Origin of the sequence: Achromobacter aegrifaciens (assembly GCF_902859965.1) — a bacterium.
Lineage (GTDB): Bacteria > Pseudomonadota > Gammaproteobacteria > Burkholderiales > Burkholderiaceae_B > Achromobacter > Achromobacter aegrifaciens.
Window position 1 is genome coordinate 1,354,331 of sequence record NZ_CADIKO010000002.1, and the last position, 15,483, is coordinate 1,369,813.

The following is a 15,483-nucleotide window of genomic DNA, read 5'->3' on the forward strand; positions in this document are numbered from 1 at the left end:
ATACCCAAGCCCACGGGGACATCCCATGAAAGTAGCGGCCTCATCCGATTCTCTGCAGACCCTCGTCGTCATCGGCAACGGCATGGTGGGCCACCATTGCGTCGAACAACTCATCGCCGGCGGCGCGCTTGCGCGCTACCGCATCCACGTCTACGGCGAAGAAAGCCGCCGCGCCTACGACCGCGTGCACCTGTCCGAATACCTGAACGGACGCGACGCCGAATCGATGGCGCTGGGCGACGCGGCGCTGTATGAACAGGAAGGCGTGACCCTGCACCTGGGCACGCCGGTGCTGGAGATCGACCGCCGCCGGCGCGAGATCGTGACCGCGCGCGGCCGCGGCGCCTACGACAAACTGATACTTGCGACGGGCTCCTACCCCTTCGTGCCGCCGATCACGGGCGCGGAAGGCGCATCGCGCCTGGTGTACCGCACGCTCGACGACCTGGACCTGATCCGCGCGGCTGCGCACGGCGCGCGCCGCGGCGTGGTGGTGGGCGGCGGCCTGCTGGGGCTGGAAGCCGCCCATGCGCTGAAGTCGCTGAAGCTGGAGGCGCACGTGGTCGAATTCGCGCCGCGCCTGATGCCGGTGCAGCTGGACGAGCAAGGCGGCGCGGCGCTCAAGGCGCGCATCGAGGCGCTGGGCGTGGGCGTGCACCTGTCGCGCGCCACCCAGGACATCAAGCCCGGCACGCAGTACCGCTACCGCATGCGCTTTGCCGAAGGCGCGCCGCTGGAAACCGACCTGATCGTGTTTTCGGCCGGCATCCGGCCGCAGGTGACGCTGGCGCGCAAGGCCGGGCTGACGCTAGCCGAGCGCGGCGGCGTGGCCATCGACGATCAGTGCCGCAGCAGCGATGAGCACATCTACGCCATCGGCGAATGCGCGGCCTGGAACGGCAACGTGTTCGGCCTGGTGGCGCCCGGCTACCAGATGGCGCGCACGGTGGCGGCGGCGCTGTGCGGCAGCGGCCAGCAGACATTCAGCGGCGCCGACATGTCCACCAAGCTCAAGCTGCTGGGCGTGGACGTGGGCTCGATCGGCGACGCCCACGGCGCCACGCCCGGCGCGCGCAGCTACCGCTACATCGACGAAGCCGGCGCCGGCTACCGCCGCCTGGTGGTGTCCGCCGACGGCAAGCGCGTGCTGGGCGCGGTGCTGGTGGGCGACAACAGCTACTACGACACGCTGCTGCAATACGTGCAGAACGGCATCGCGCCGCCCGCGGACCCGGCCAGCCTGATCCTGCCGCAGGGCCAGGGTGCGCCGCTCCTGGGCGTGGATGCGCTGCCCGCCGCCGCCACCATCTGTTCCTGCCATAACGTGAGCAAGGGCGCGGTCTGCGCCGCGATCGACGGCGGCTGTGCCGACCTGGCCGCGGTCAAGGGCTGCACCAAGGCGGCTTCCGGCTGCGGCGGCTGCGCCAGCCTGCTCAAGCAGGTGGTCGAACACGAACTGGCCAGCCGCGGCGTGGCCGTGGACAAGAGCCTGTGCGAACACTTTCCCCACACGCGCCAGGAGCTGTACGCCATCGTGCGCGTCAACGGCATCGAATCCTTCGACGAGCTCCTGGCCAGCCACGGGCGCGGCCAGCAGGGTTGCGACATCTGCAAACCCGCGGTGGGCTCCATCCTGGCCTCGTGCTGGAACCGCCCGATCCAGGATCCCCATCTGGTGCCGCTGCAGGACACCAACGACACCTTCATGGCCAACATGCAGAAGAACGGCACCTATTCGGTGGTGCCGCGCATACCCGCGGGCGAGATCACGCCCGACGGCCTGATCGCCATCGGCGCGGTCGCCAAGAAGTACCAGCTGTACACCAAGATCACCGGCGGCCAGCGCATCGACCTGTTCGGCGCGCAACTGCACGAGCTGCCGGAAATCTGGGCGGAACTGATCGCCGCCGGGTTCGAGACCGGCCATGCCTACGGCAAGTCCACCCGCACGGTGAAGTCCTGCGTGGGCAGCACCTGGTGCCGCTATGGCGTGCAGGACAGCGTCAAGATGGCGCTGGACATCGAACACCGCTACAAGGGCCTGCGCTCGCCGCACAAGCTGAAGTTCGCAGTATCCGGCTGCACCCGCGAATGCGCCGAGGCGCAAAGCAAGGACATCGGCGTCATCGCCACCGAAAACGGCTGGAACCTCTACGTCTGCGGCAACGGCGGCATGCGCCCGCGGCACGCGGAGCTGTTCGCCACCGACCTGGACGACGCCGCCCTCATCCGCACCATAGACCGCCTCTTGATGTTCTACATCCGCACCGCCGACAAGCTGCAGCGCACCTCGGTCTGGCGCGAATCGCTGGAGGGCGGCCTGGACTACCTGAAGCAGGTGGTGCTGGAGGACAGCCTGGGCCTGTGCGCGGAGCTGGAAGCGCAGATGCAGCTGGTGGTCGACCGCTACGAATGCGAATGGGCCAACGCGCTGAACGATCCGGAAAAGCTCAAGCGCTTCCGCACCTTCGTCAACGACGCCAGCGCCGACCCCGGCATCCGGTTCGTGCAGGAACGCGGCCAGCCCCGACCCGCTCCCGCGCGCGTCATCGCCATTACCGAGGAGATTGCCTGATGGACGCCCTGATCCACAAACCCCAAGACTGGCGACCGGTTTGCCGGCGCCAGGATCTGGTGCCAAATTCCGGCGTGGTGGCGCTGGTGGATGGCGCGCAGATTGCCTTGTTTTACGTGCCGCAAGCCGCGGGCGACGGCGTTTATGCGATCGATAACCGCGACCCCAAGTCCGGCGCCAACGTCATCGGCCGCGGCATCGTCGGCCACGTAGGCGGCGAACTCGTCGTGGCCTCGCCGCTCTACAAGCAACACTTCCGGCTCGCCGACGGCGCGTGCGTGCAGTACCCGGAGCAACGGCTGCGGACCTGGCGGGCGCGCTTGAACGGCGATGCGGTGGAGATCGCCTGAAACGCAACGCCGCCGGCTCAGCCCAGCCCGATGCGCCGGGCGCCCGTCCTGAACAGCGCCTCGGCATCTCCGGCCAGGCGGAAGGCCGCCAGGAAGTCGTCCACGCAGTATGAGGGATGCGTCTTGCGGATCGCGGCCAGCAGGCCGGAGGTCTCATCGTCCTTGCCGGCTATCGCCAGGCAGCAGGCCGCGATCGCCAGGATGTGCACATGGGCGTTGGGGCGGGCCGCCGCCTTCAGCGCCCAGCCGGCGGCTTCCTCGAACCGGCCCAGGCGTACCAACGCCAATGCGCGCACGGCCAGCATGCCGAACAGCAGCGGGTCGTACGGGCTCAGGTCGCGCGAATGGTCGGACGAGCCTATCGCGGCCTCGGCGTCGCCCGACTGGCAATGGACGAAGCCCAGGGTGTAGTGCGCCAGGGCGAAATTCGGGCTCAAATCCACGGCGCGCGTCAACTCGGCCAGCGATTGATCCTGGCTGCCGCGCAGCCATAGCGCCCGGCCCATGGCCCAATGCGCCGCCGGGTCGCGGTCATCGGCGATCAGGCCCTGGCCGGCGGCTTCGAACGCCATGTCGATGGCCGGCGCCTGCTCGCCCCAACGCTGGAACGCGTCCTGCCAATGGGTGAATGACAAGCCCGCGTAGGCCCGCGAGAACGTCGGATCGAGCCTCAAGGCCATCTCGAAAAAGTGCCGCGCCTGCTCGTTGTCGGCGCGGTTGAAGCGGTACATATGCCACAGGCCGCGGTGATGGGCCTGCCAGGCGTCCAGGGAGTTCGGCGGCTTCAGAATGGCCCGGTTGCGCTCGGCGGCCTCGATTTCGATGTCGATGGCGGCCACGATCCGGTTGCCGATTTCGTCCAGGGCCAACAGGGCATCGTCCAGCTGCCGGTCGTAGACGTCCGCCCACACGATGCGCGCGGTCCGGGCTTCTATGAGTTCAACGGCTACGGCGATGCGGTCTTGCCGACGCTGCAGCCACCCGCTCACGACATAGTCCACATTGAGCGTGCGGCCGGCCTCGTCGGGTCCCACGTTGCGCTGGTCCAGCGCGAACACTGTGCCTTGCGCTATGACGAACAGGCTGCGCAGCTTGGCCAGCCGGGTGATGATGTCATAGGCCAGGCCATCGGCCAGCCCGCCGCGCACGCCGGCCTGCGCCGAGCGGTCCACGAAGGGCATCACCGCGATCGACGCGCGGCCCGCGCGCTCCGCGGACGCCGCCTCTGACGCCGCTCCTGGCGCCGCCTCGAGCCGCAGCGTCTCGCTTGCCCGCCCCCTCAGATTCCGCCACGTATCGCGCAAGGGCCGCCAGTCCAGCCCGTCCGCCTCGAAGGCGCGGACCGCCGCAGCCAGATGCTCCTCGCCTTCGCGCCATTGACCGCGCTGCGCCAGCAAGCCCAGCAGCAGCTCATGCGCACGCCGGTCGAAGGGCGCGAGCTGCAGCCACTTATCCAGGCAGGCGAAGGTATCGCCCGACCCTGCCGGAAGGCTGGCCGCCAGATGTTCCAGGACCGCGGCATGGCAGGCCCTCAAACGCCGGCGCTGCGCGGTCAGCCAGTTGTTGAAAAAGGGGTTGCGGTCGATCTCCAGCCCCTCGAGGAAATCGCCCGAAAACAGCGCGGCCAGCGCTTGCAGCCGCCCGCAGTCCAGCTGGGCGATGCCCTGCTGCATCGCGCTGCCGATTTCGATGGCGTCGACGTGGCAGTCGACGAGGTCCAGCCTCACCGTGTCCTGCACGGTCTCCACCCTGCGCCGGCCGGGCTCGTCCAGCAGAGTCCTGGCCTTGCTGAGACACCAGCGCAGCTCGCCGCGCGGATCGTTCGGAACGTCCCACAGCAGTTCGCACAGATGCGCGCGTTGCACGGGATGCGGGGCCAACGCCAGATAGGCAATGAGCGCGCGCAGCTTGCGCGACGGCGGCAGCGCCAGGGCCGTGCCCGCCCGGCTGATCGCCATGGGTCCGAGCAGGCGCAACCGGACCTCGCCGCCGGGGACGGAACCGGACGGCTGCGCGGGGCCGGCCGAACCCTCGGCCGATTCCACGCCGGCTACCACGCCCGCCTCCATGGCCCGCTCTTAACTTGGATTCCGGGAAGCACGGCACACGCAAACCCGCGCGGCGCCGGTTGCGGTTCCCCGGCAGGCCCGCATCGCGCACTGCCGCATACACAGAGCCTTAACGGAGACAGACCATGTCCATTTCCTCCCTCGCCACCAGCCCCGTGCGCGATTCCGCGCAGCCCGACCTGGCCGCCTTGAAGACACGCCAGCAGGGCACCTGGGCTTCCGGGGACTATGCCGTAGTCGGCACCACGCTGCAGATCGTAGGAGAACAGCTGTGCGAATCGCTGGACGTCCGCGCCGGACAGAAGGTGCTTGATGTCGCCGCCGGCAACGGCAATGCCTCGCTGGCCGCCGCCCGCCGCTGGTGCGATGTCGTTTCGACCGACTATGTGCCAGCGCTGCTGGGACGCGGCCGCGAACGCGCCGCCGCCGAGCACTTGAAGATCGAATTCCAGGAAGCCGACGCCGAGGCCCTGCCGTTCCCGGATGGCGGATTCGACGCGGTCGTCTCGACCTTCGGGGTGATGTTCACCCCCGACCAGGACCAGGCGGCCGCCGAAATGGTCCGCGTCTGCCGCGCTGGCGGCAAGATCGGCCTGGCCAACTGGACGCCTGACGGTTTCATCGGCCAGGTCTTCAAGACCATCGGCAAGCATCTGCCGCCGCCCGCCGGGGTCAAGTCGCCGGCGCTGTGGGGCACCCGGGCGCGCATCGACGAAATGTTCGGTCCGCATGCCTCGTCGATCCAGGCCGAGCCCCGCCACTTCGTGTTCCGCTACCGCTCCCCGGAACACTGGCTGCAGGTCTTCAAGACCTACTACGGCCCCCTGCTCAAGGCGTTCGGCGCATTGGACCCGGCGGCGCAAGCCACGCTGACCAGCGACCTCATGGTGCAAATAGACCGGTATAACCGCTCTGGCGATGGCACGATGGTCGTACCCAGCGAATACCTGGAGATCGTGGTGACGCGCCGGTGACCGGACCTTGATGCCTGGCTTGGGCCGGTCCGGGCCATCCACGCGGACAGCGGACGGGAAGCGATCCATGGCGCAACGCCTTCACGGCCGCCCGCGGAATGGCCCGGGCGGCCGATGTAGAGCAACCATACGATGAGGTAGGCAATGGCGTGCCGGCCATTGCCGGACGGGGTGCGAGCCCTTATGCGGAATCATACGCCCGCCATGGCTCGCGCGCCGCTATAGCGCCGAGGCCAGCGCGTACTCCATATACAGCTGCCGCAGCTCGCGGCACACGGGTCCGGGCCGGCCCGTGCCGATGGGCTGGCCGTCCAGCTCGATGACCGGCAGCACGAAGTGCAATGCCGACGTCAACACCAGCTCCGTCGCCCGCCGGCATTCGTCCAGCGTGAACTTGCGTTCTTCCACCGCCACCCCGCGCTTGGCGGCCAACGCCAGCACCGCGGCGCGCGTGCAGCCCGGCAGTATCTCGCGCGACAAGGGCCGCACCACGATCCGTCCTTGCGCATCCACCAGCAGCGCGCTCGACGACGAGCCTTCCGTCACCACGCCGTCGGCATCGACCATCAACGCCTCGAACGCGCCCGCGCCCTGCGCGGCCTGCTTGGCCAGCACCTGGGCGATCAGCGACACGCTCTTGATGTCGCGCCGCTGCCAGCGCATGTCCGGCACGCTTGCCACCCGCACGCCAGATTCCGCCAGCGGATTCACGCGCAAGGACTTCTCGCTGACGTACATCATCACGGTGGGCTCGACGTCGGCGGGAAAAGCGAAGTCGCGCTTGCTGTCCGCGCCGCGCGTCACCTGCACATAGACGGACCCTTCGCGCAAGCCGTTGCGCAGCACCAGTTCGCGGCAACGCGCCAGCAGCGTGTCGCGCGGCAGCGGATTGCGGATGCCGACTTCGGCCAGGCTGCGCGCCAGGCGGGCGGCGTGCCGCTCGAACTCCAGCAGCAGGCCGTCGATCACCGCGATCACCTCATAGACGCCGTCGCCAAAAAGAAAGCCCCGGTCCAGCGCCGGGATGACGGCCTGCTCGGCCGGAACAAGACTGCCGTTGATATGGAAAATGGAGGACATGGAAGTTCTTGTGGGTAAGGGAAATCAGTGGCTGATGATGCGGGACAGGAAGGCGCGCGAGCGCGCCGACGCGGCGTTGCCGAAGAACGCCTCGGCGCTGGCGTCGTCGACGATCTCTCCGGACTCCATGAACACGACGCGGTCGGCGACGCGGCGCGCGAATCCCATTTCGTGCGTGACGACCATCATGGTCATGCCGTCGCGCGCCAGCCCCGTCATCACATCCAGCACTTCGCCGATCATTTCCGGATCCAGCGCCGAAGTCGGCTCGTCGAACAGCATCACCACCGGGTCCATGGCCAGCGCCCGCGCAATCGCGACCCGCTGCTGCTGGCCGCCCGAAAGCTGTCCCGGATGCTTGCCGCCATGCGCCGCCACGCCGACGCGCTCCAATAGCGCGGCCGCCTTCTCCAAAGCCTGCGCGCGGCTGCGGCCCAGCACGCTGACCTGCCCCAGGCAGACGTTCTCCAGCACCGTCAGATGCGGGAACAGTTCGAAATGCTGGAACACCATGCCGACGCGGGCGCGCAGCTTGGGCAGGTCCGTGCCGGGCGCGCCGACGTCGGTGCCGTCGACCACGATGCGGCCCGCATCGAAGGGTTCCAGCCGGTTCACGCATTTGATCAGCGTGGACTTGCCCGACCCGGACGGCCCGCAGACCACCACGACCTCGCCGCGCCGCACGCGCAGCGAACATTGCTTGAGCACCGGCAGATCGCCGTAGCGCTTGCCGACCTGTTCGATCTCGATCATGTATGTAGACTCCTCATGGAAACAGCTTCAGGCCCCGATCCGGGCGCGCAGCGCCCGCACGCCGCGCGAAGCGGTGAACGAGATCACGAAAAACACCAGCGCCACCAGCATGTACATCTCCACCAGGCGGTTGTCGCGCTGCGCGATCTTGGTCGCGGCCCCAAGGAAATCCGTGAGCGACAGGACATAGACCAGCGCCGTTTCCTGGAAGATGACGATCACCTGCGTCAGCAGCACCGGCAGCATGTTGCGGAACGCCTGCGGCAGGATCACCTTGCGCAGCACCTGTCCGTGGGTGAGGCCCAGGGCGCTGCCCGCCGCATACTGGCCGTGCCCCACGCTGCCCACGCCTGCCCGGATGATCTCGGAGAAATACGCGGCCTCGAACAGGATGAAGGTAATGAAGGCCGACCCCATGGCGCCCAGCACGATGGGCCGCTCAGCCCCCGTAACCGCCTGCAATGCGTAAGGCAGGATGAAATAGATCAGGAAGATCACCAGCACCAGCGGCAGCGAGCGGAACAGGTTCACATACACCGTGGCGGGCCAGGCCAGCAGACGGCCGCCGTACAGCCGCGCAATCGCCAGCAAGGTGCCCAGCAGCAGGCCGCCCACGGTCGACGTGAAGGTCAGCAGCAGGGTAAAGCGCAGGCCCGACAGGATCAGGTACGGCAGCGCGTCGACGATGGCTTGAAGGTCGAAATCCGTCATGCCCTGCCCCCTTTCGCCGCACGCCCGCCGACTGCGCGCCCCGGAATGCGCAACTTGTATTCGAGCGCCCGCATCACCACGATCACAATCAGGTTGAGCGCCAGATAGGCCATGGTCGCGGTCAGGAACGCCTCGAACACCTGGAACGAAAACTCCTGCATCGCATGGGCCTGGGCGGTCAGTTCCGCCAGCCCGATGGTCAGCGCCACCGAAGTGTTCTTGATGGTGTTCAGGCAATCCGAAGTCATGGTGGGCAGGACCGTGCGCAGCGCATTCGGCAACAGCACGTGCCAGTACAGCTGGGGCAAGGTCAGTCCCAGCGCCAGGCCCGCGTTGCGCTGCCCTTTGGGCAGGGCCTCGATCCCGGCGCGCAGCTGTTCGCCGATGCGCGCCGACATGTACATGCCGATGGCCAGCGCCGCCGTGTAGAAGGACGCGTCGGGCAACTGCTTGATCCAGTCTCCGGCCGCGGCAGGCAGCAGCTCCGGCAAGACGAAGTACCACAGGAACATCTGCACGATCAGCGGGATGTTCCGGAACACTTCCACATAGACGGCCCCCGCCGCGCGCACCCCGCGGTAGGGCAGCGTGCGCGCGACGCCAACCGCCAGGCCCAGCGCCAGCGCGATCAGCCACGCCAGCGCCGCGGTCTTGACCGTCACGCTCAACCCGTCCAGCAGGGTTTGCAGATAGGTTTGCCCGCCATCGGGCGACGGGGCCAGCAGCACGCCCCAATTCCATTGATATGCCATGCTTTTCTCGATGATCAGGCCGCGCGCGGTCCCGGCCCCCGGGGCGGGGCCGCGCATCGGCGTATTGCGGCAGGTTCCGGGCCTAGCGGTAGGCGGCGGGATCGCCCGAATCGGTGGGCGTGGCGACCACGCGCTTGAGCGCCTCGCTCATCGCCACGTTCAGGTTGATGCCCTTGGGCGGCAGCGGGCTGCGGTACCAGCGGTCATACAGCGCCTGGAACTCGCCGCTGGCATAGAGCGTCTTGATGGTGTCGTCCACCAGCGCCTTGAACTGCGGATCGTCGCGGCGCAGCATGATGGCGTAGGGTTCGATCGACAGAGACTCGTCGGACACCTCGTAGCGGTCCGGCTGCTTGGCGTTGGCGATCAGGCCGTAGAGCAGGATGTCGTCCATGACGAAAGCGGCGGCGCGGCCGGTCTCGACCATCAGAAAGCCTTCCGCGTGTTCCTTCACGGGCACGATCCTCATGCCCAGCCCGCGCTTTTCGTTCAGCTCGTTGATCTGGCGGATGTTCGCGGTCCCGGAGGTCGAGGCCACGACCTTGCCCTTCAGATCGTCGACGCTGCGCAACTTGGAAGACTTCTGGCTGAGGAACCGGTTGCCGGTGACGAAGGTCGTGACCGAGAACGCCACCTGCTGCTGGCGGTCCAGGGTGTTGGAAGTCGAGGCGCATTCCAGGTCTATGGTGCCGTTGCCCATCAGCGGAATGCGCGTGGCGGAGGTGACGGGCAGATACTTCACCTGGATGTCGCTGCGCTTCAGACGGGCCTGCACCGCGCTGACGATGCGATTGCAGATGTCGATCGAGTAGCCGACAGGCTTCTGGTTGCCGTCGTAATAGGAAAACGGAATCGAGGTCTCGCGATGGCCGATGGTGATCGCGCCGGTGTCCGCGACCTTCTTCAGCGTGCCGTCCAGCTGCTGGGCCGCGACGGGGCCTGCCATTGCAACCGTCAATGCCGCGATCAATGCCTTGATGGAAAGTGCCATGCTTTTCTCCTTGGGATTCATGTACTTGTGGGGTGCTGCGCAGGACTCGCCGCCGAGCGCGCCCGTCTCCCGGCCGTGGCGGGAGCTTCGGGCGCGGCCAGTCAACGTTGGGTATAGAGGTTGAACACGCGCTCCACCGGCTCTTGGGCTGGTCCCTGGCGGCGCGCATACATGCAGATCTGCATCGGGACGGCGCAGCGCCTGTCCTTGATCGCCACGATCTCTCCCGCGTCCACCGACACCCGGGCGCTGGACTCGGGCAGCCACGCCAAACCCACGCCGGCGCTGACCAGCGTGCGGGCGCCGTCCACGAAATCGGTTTCGCAGACGCGCTGCAGGACGGGGCGTTGCAAGAGGTCGCCGCAAGACAGGTCGACCAGCCGCCGGAAATAGGCGCCCTGGGCGTGCGACACATAGGGGTAACGCGCGGCAGAATCGGCGTCGTACAGTGCGGTCTCGTCCACCGGCATCGTGGCGGGGCGGAACAGCCGCAGGAAGTCGGGCTCCATGCCGGTCCGCATATAGGCTTGCGGATCCAGCTGTATGTCTTCCGCGGCGTGGCGAAAGCACACCAGCAGGTCCACCACGCCGGCCGCCAGCCACTCCACCGAATCATGCACATTGCCCACATGCAGGCGCAGCGACTCGACCCCGCTCGCTTCCTTCCAGCGGACGCACCAGCCCGGGAAGTGCGAGGTCGCCAGGCAATGCGGCATGGCGACCCTGAGGACTGCGCCGTCATGGCCGGTGACGCCGGCCTCGCCGCGCGCATCCACCACCTTGCGCACGATTTCGGCGGCGTTGGAACGGAACTGTTCGCCCGCCGCCGTCAGACGCAAGGGAAAGCAGCCGCGGTCTATCAGCGCGGCGCCCGCCCAGGTTTCCAGGGACTGGATGCGGCGGCTGAATGCCGACTGCGATACATGCCGCAGCTCAGCCGCCGTGGTGAACTGTCCGCATTCCGCCAAGGTCAGGAAATCCTGGAACCAACGTAGATCCATTGCAACCGCCGCGCCGTCAGAGTGAATGCGAGGCAGTATAGGGACCGCGCCCGGCGGGCTTATGCATAGTTTGCATAACGCCCCCGCAGTCAGGGTTACTCCCGACTTTTCCGTCTAGGGCAGGTTTTCCCGGAAGATCACCTGGCTGCGCGCCAGCTCCACCCCGTTCATCGGACTGCGCTTGTCGCGCAGGTTGCAGAAGATGCGCACGCAGCTCATCAGCGCCTCCATCGGGCTTTGCGTGATGACGGCGTCCATGGTGCCGTCGATCAGCAGCGCGCGGGTGTCGGGCGTGAGGCCGTGACCGATGAAGACCACCCGGTGTTGCTGCCCGGCTTCCTTCAGCGCGCGCGCCACGCCATCCGAGGCTCCGCCGATGTTGTAGATGCCGGCCAGCTGCGGATACTGCTCCAGCAGCTGGCGGGTCTGCTCGTAGTTGCGCTGCGCGTCGTCGTAGCCTTCGCGCAGGTCCACCACCTGCATGGCCTGGAACTGTTCGGCGTACAGCTGCAGGAAGCCGCCTTCCCGCTCTTCGTGGGCGCGGTAGTGGCGCGACCCGGCGATCAGCGCCACGTGCGCCGCGCGCGACCCGATAAAGCGTGCGATCAGGTAGCCCGCGGTGCGCCCGGCCGCGCGGTTGTCCAGGCCCACATAGGCCACGCGGGCGCTGTTGGCCAGATCGGAGATCAGCGTCACCGCCGGCACGCCCTGCTGCGCCAGCAGGTTGACGGCCTCGCGCACCGCCGGATGCTCCAGCGCCATGAAGGCGATGCCGTCGGCGCGCTTGCCGTGCTTGGCCAGGGCCTGCGCCAGCGCATCCGGATTGAAGCTCTCCACGTACTCGACCTGGCACCTGGCGTTGAGCGGCCCGAAGTGCTCCTGCGCATAGCTCACGGTATCGCCCAGCATGCGCAGGTAGCGGTTGCTGCCGCGCGGCAGCAGGAACACCAGCCGCAAGGGTTCCGGCGCCGCGGCCGCACGGACCTCCTGTTCCGGCAGATAGTCCAGTTCGATGGCCGCCTTGAAGACTTTCTGGGCGGTACTGGCGCGCACGCCGGGCCTGCGGTTCAGGACCCGGTCGGCCGTGGCGGTGGACACTCCTGCGCGCTCCGCCACATCGGCCAGACGCGCGAGCTTGCGTTCGGGAGGCATGCGATTCACATCAAAATCCATCATTAATCAGGTTTGACGATATTGGCAACGATTCACTATTGTCCACTCTGCCGCATGGTACTGGCGCTGTTGTGGCACATCAAAAAACATCATAACCAAGATTATGGAGACAACCATGAAGCTGCTGACACGCCGTAGCGCCCTGCGCCGCCTTTGCGCGGTTCCCGCCGTCGCCCTGACCTCGGGCTTCCCGCTGATCGCCCGCGCCGCCGACTACACGCTCAAGTACGGCAACAACCTGCCGGTCACGCACCCGCTGAACATCCGCGCCCAGGAAGCCGCCGAACGCATCCTCAAGGAAAGCAACGGCCGCGTGGACATCAAGATCTTCCCGAACAACCAGTTGGGCGGGGACACCGACATGCTGGCCCAGGTGCGCTCGGGCGGCATCGACTTCTTCACCCCTTCCGCACTGGTCATCGCGACCCTGGTGCCGGTGGCGGCGATCAATGCCGTGGGCTTCGCCTTCAAGGACTACAACCAGGTCTGGAGCGCCATGGACGGCGCGCTGGGCGCCCACGTGCGCGCCGCCATCGCACAGCGCCGCCTCTACGCCTTCGAAAAGATGTGGGACAACGGCTTTCGCCAGACCACCAGCAGCAAGGCGCCGGTCAAGTCCGCCGCCGACATGGAAGGGCTGAAGATCCGCGTGCCGGTCAGCTCGCTGCCGATCTCCATGTTCAAGGGCCTGGGCGCCGCCCCCGCCAGCCTGCAGTTCAGCGAGGTCTATTCCTCGCTGCAGACCAAGGTGGTGGACGCGCAGGAGAACCCCTTGCCCATCATCCAGGTGGCCAAGCTGTACGAAGTGCAGAAATACTGCTCGCTCACCAACCACATCTGGGACGGCTACTGGTTCATCGCCAACGGCCGCATGTGGGAAGGCCTGCCGCAGGACCTGAAGACGGTGGTGGCGCGCGGCATCAACGAGGCGGGCCTGGCCCAGCGCGAAGACATCAAGAAGCTCAACGCCTCGGTGCAGTCGGACCTGGAGGGCAAGGGCCTGCTGTTCAACCAGCCGTCGGCCGACAGCTTCCGCGAGCAATTGCGCGCGGCCGGCTTCTACAAGGAATGGCAGGGCCGCTTCGGCGACGAAGCCTGGACCCTGCTGGAGCAGGCCGTCGGCAAGCTGGCCTGAGGACGCGCCATGTCCTCCCTGTCCGCTCCCCACGCCGCGCCGCAGGCGCTGCCGGCCCATCCGCTGCGCCGCGCCGCCGGCGCCCTAGACGCGCTGCTGGGCAGCGTGGTCGAACACGTGGCCGCGGCCATCGTGCTGATCGAGATCGCCGTGTTGTTCGCGGGCGTCGTCGCGCGCTACGCCTTCCACAGTCCGCTGGTCTGGTCCGACGAGCTGGCGTCCATCCTGTTCCTGTGGCTGTCGATGCTGGGCGCGGTGGTCGCCCTGCGGCGCGGCGAACACATGCGGATGACGGCGCTGGTCAACAACGTCAGCCCCGCGCGCCGCGCCCAGCTGGAAACGCTGGCGCTGGCCGCATCGCTGGCCTTCCTGGCGCTGATCCTGGCGCCCGCCGTGGAGTACGCGCATGAAGAACACTTCATCATCACGCCCGCGCTGGAGCTGAGCAACGCCTGGCGCGCCGCCGCGATTCCGGTGGGCATGGGACTGATGGCGGTGGTGGCGCTGCTGCGCCTCCTGCGCACCCAGACCGCGCCGCAAATGCTGGCGGCGCTGGCGGGAGCCGCGGCGGTGGTCGCGCTGTTCTGGGTGGCGCAGCCCCTCTTCGCCACGCTGGGCAAGCTGAACCTGCTGATCTTCTTCGTGGGCATCGTCGCCGCCACGGTGTTCTCGGGCGTGCCCATTGCCTTTTCGTTCGCGCTGGCCACGTTCTCCTACCTGGCCCTGACCACCAACACGCCCATGGTGGTGATGGTGGGCCGGCTGGACGAGGGCATGTCGCATTTGATGCTGCTGGCGGTGCCGCTCTTCATCTTCCTGGGTTCGCTGATCGAGATGACCGGCATGGCGCGCGCCATGATCCAGTTCCTCGCCAGCCTGCTGGGCCACGTGCGCGGCGGACTGTCCTATGTGCTGATCGGCGCCATGTACCTGGTGTCCGGCATCTCGGGATCCAAGATCGCCGACATGGCAGCCATCGCGCCCGTGCTGTTCCCGGAAATGCAGAAGCGCGGCGCCAAACCCGGCGACCTGGTGGCGCTGCTGTCGGCCACCGGCGCGCAGACCGAGACCATTCCGCCGTCCATCGTGCTCATCACCATCGGCTCGGTGACCGGCGTGTCCATCGCCGCGCTCTTCACGGGCGGGCTGCTGCCGGCCGTGGTGCTGGGCCTGGCCTTGTGCTCGGTGGTGTGGTGGCGCTACCGCAAGGAAGACCTGAGCCTGGCGCAGCGCTTCAGCGCCCGCGAGATCGGACGCTTCTTCGTCATCGCCCTGCCCGCCGTGGCCCTGCCCTTCGTGATCCGCGCCGCGGTCGTCGAAGGCGTGGCCACCGCCACCGAGGTCTCGACCATCGGCATCGTGTATTCGGCCGTGGTCGGCCTGCTGATCTACCGGCGCTTCGACTGGGCCCGCTTGAAGCCCATGCTGATCGAGACCGCCTCGTTGTCGGGCGCCATCATGCTGATCGTGGGCTGCGCCACCGCCATGGCCTGGGCGCTGACGCAGTCCGGCTTCTCCGGCGACCTGGCCAAGCTGATGGCCGGCATGCCCGGCGGCAGCTACGGCTTCCTGGCCGTCTCCATCGTAGCCTTCATCATCCTGGGCAGCGTGCTGGAAGGCATACCCGCCATCGTGCTGTTCGGCCCGCTGCTGTTCCCGATCGCGGCGCAGGCCGGCGTGCACGAAGTGCACTACGCCATGGTCGTGATCTTCGCCATGGGCATAGGCCTGTTCGCGCCGCCCTTCGGCGTGGGCTACTACGGCGCCTGCGCCATCAGCCGGGTCGATCCCAACGAAGGCATAGGCCCGATCTGGGGCTACGTCGCCGCGCTGCTGGTGGGCCTGGTGATCGTCGCGGCCTTCCCCTGGTTCTCCATCGGTTTCCTGTGAGGTCCGCGGCCCGCAGCGGGCCGCATCCT

At 67.6% G+C, this 15,483-nt stretch carries 13 protein-coding genes; 5 read left to right on the forward strand and 8 right to left on the reverse strand.

Annotated elements, in window-relative coordinates; genetic code table 11:
• The first annotated feature begins 25 nt into the window (after positions 1-25).
• Both nirB and nirD read left to right on the forward strand, forming a co-directional pair.
• On the forward strand, positions 26-2,575 hold the full coding sequence (gene nirB, locus HV793_RS17465) for a nitrite reductase large subunit NirB (protein ID WP_175213665.1): 2,550 nt from the start codon (positions 26-28) through the stop codon (positions 2,573-2,575).
• Positions 2,575-2,925 carry a nitrite reductase small subunit NirD gene (gene nirD, locus HV793_RS17470; protein ID WP_175213666.1) on the forward strand — a complete coding sequence of 117 codons (351 nt, stop codon included), beginning with the start codon at positions 2,575-2,577 and terminating at the stop codon, positions 2,923-2,925. Before nirB ends, nirD begins: the two co-directional genes overlap by 1 nt.
• Before the next feature lie 17 nt (positions 2,926-2,942).
• Here nirD and HV793_RS17475 read toward each other — a convergent pair whose 3' ends face one another.
• Positions 2,943-4,994, reverse strand: a complete 2,052-nt coding sequence (locus HV793_RS17475; RefSeq protein WP_175213667.1) for a transcriptional regulator — start codon at positions 4,992-4,994, stop codon at positions 2,943-2,945.
• Positions 4,995-5,119: 125 nt separating this feature from the next.
• Here HV793_RS17475 and HV793_RS17480 point away from each other — a divergent pair, with 125 nt between their 5' ends.
• Entirely contained in the window at positions 5,120-5,968 is an 849-nt protein-coding gene (locus HV793_RS17480) for a class I SAM-dependent methyltransferase (RefSeq protein WP_054456233.1), read from the forward strand.
• A 219-nt stretch (positions 5,969-6,187) separates the two neighbouring features.
• On the opposite strand, the gene HV793_RS17485 is transcribed toward HV793_RS17480, so the two are convergent.
• The 7 genes from HV793_RS17485 to HV793_RS17515 form a co-directional block, all read right to left on the reverse strand.
• A complete protein-coding gene (locus HV793_RS17485) occupies positions 6,188-7,048 on the reverse strand; it encodes a D-amino acid aminotransferase (RefSeq protein ID WP_175213668.1) in 861 nt (286 codons plus the stop codon).
• A 24-nt stretch (positions 7,049-7,072) separates the two neighbouring features.
• The gene (locus HV793_RS17490) at positions 7,073-7,801 is read right to left on the reverse strand and encodes an amino acid ABC transporter ATP-binding protein (protein ID WP_054456231.1); all 729 of its coding nucleotides are present in this window, start codon (positions 7,799-7,801) and stop codon (positions 7,073-7,075) included.
• A 27-nt stretch (positions 7,802-7,828) separates the two neighbouring features.
• Positions 7,829-8,512 carry an amino acid ABC transporter permease gene (locus tag HV793_RS17495; protein ID WP_054456230.1) on the reverse strand — a complete coding sequence of 228 codons (684 nt, stop codon included), beginning with the start codon at positions 8,510-8,512 and terminating at the stop codon, positions 7,829-7,831.
• A complete protein-coding gene (locus tag HV793_RS17500) occupies positions 8,509-9,264 on the reverse strand; it encodes an amino acid ABC transporter permease (protein ID WP_054456483.1) in 756 nt (251 codons plus the stop codon). Before HV793_RS17500 ends, HV793_RS17495 begins: the two co-directional genes overlap by 4 nt.
• 82 nt (positions 9,265-9,346) lie before the next feature.
• Positions 9,347-10,255: a transporter substrate-binding domain-containing protein gene (locus tag HV793_RS17505; RefSeq protein WP_119451261.1), complete on the reverse strand. Its 909-nt coding sequence runs from the start codon at positions 10,253-10,255 to the stop codon at positions 9,347-9,349.
• 101 nt (positions 10,256-10,356) lie between these two features.
• Complete coding sequence (locus HV793_RS17510) at positions 10,357-11,256, reverse strand: LysR family transcriptional regulator (RefSeq protein ID WP_175213669.1); 900 nt, start codon at positions 11,254-11,256, stop codon at positions 10,357-10,359.
• Between the two features lie 114 nt (positions 11,257-11,370).
• Complete coding sequence (locus HV793_RS17515; RefSeq protein WP_054456227.1) at positions 11,371-12,432, reverse strand: LacI family DNA-binding transcriptional regulator; 1,062 nt, start codon at positions 12,430-12,432, stop codon at positions 11,371-11,373.
• 112 nt (positions 12,433-12,544) lie between these two features.
• Between HV793_RS17515 and HV793_RS17520 the strand changes: the two genes are divergently transcribed.
• Together HV793_RS17520 and HV793_RS17525 are read left to right on the forward strand one after the other, a co-directional pair.
• Complete coding sequence (locus HV793_RS17520) at positions 12,545-13,564, forward strand: TRAP transporter substrate-binding protein (protein ID WP_175213670.1); 1,020 nt, start codon at positions 12,545-12,547, stop codon at positions 13,562-13,564.
• Between the two features lie 9 nt (positions 13,565-13,573).
• Entirely contained in the window at positions 13,574-15,454 is a 1,881-nt protein-coding gene (locus HV793_RS17525; protein ID WP_054456225.1) for a TRAP transporter large permease, read from the forward strand.
• Positions 15,455-15,483: the final 29 nt, after the last annotated feature.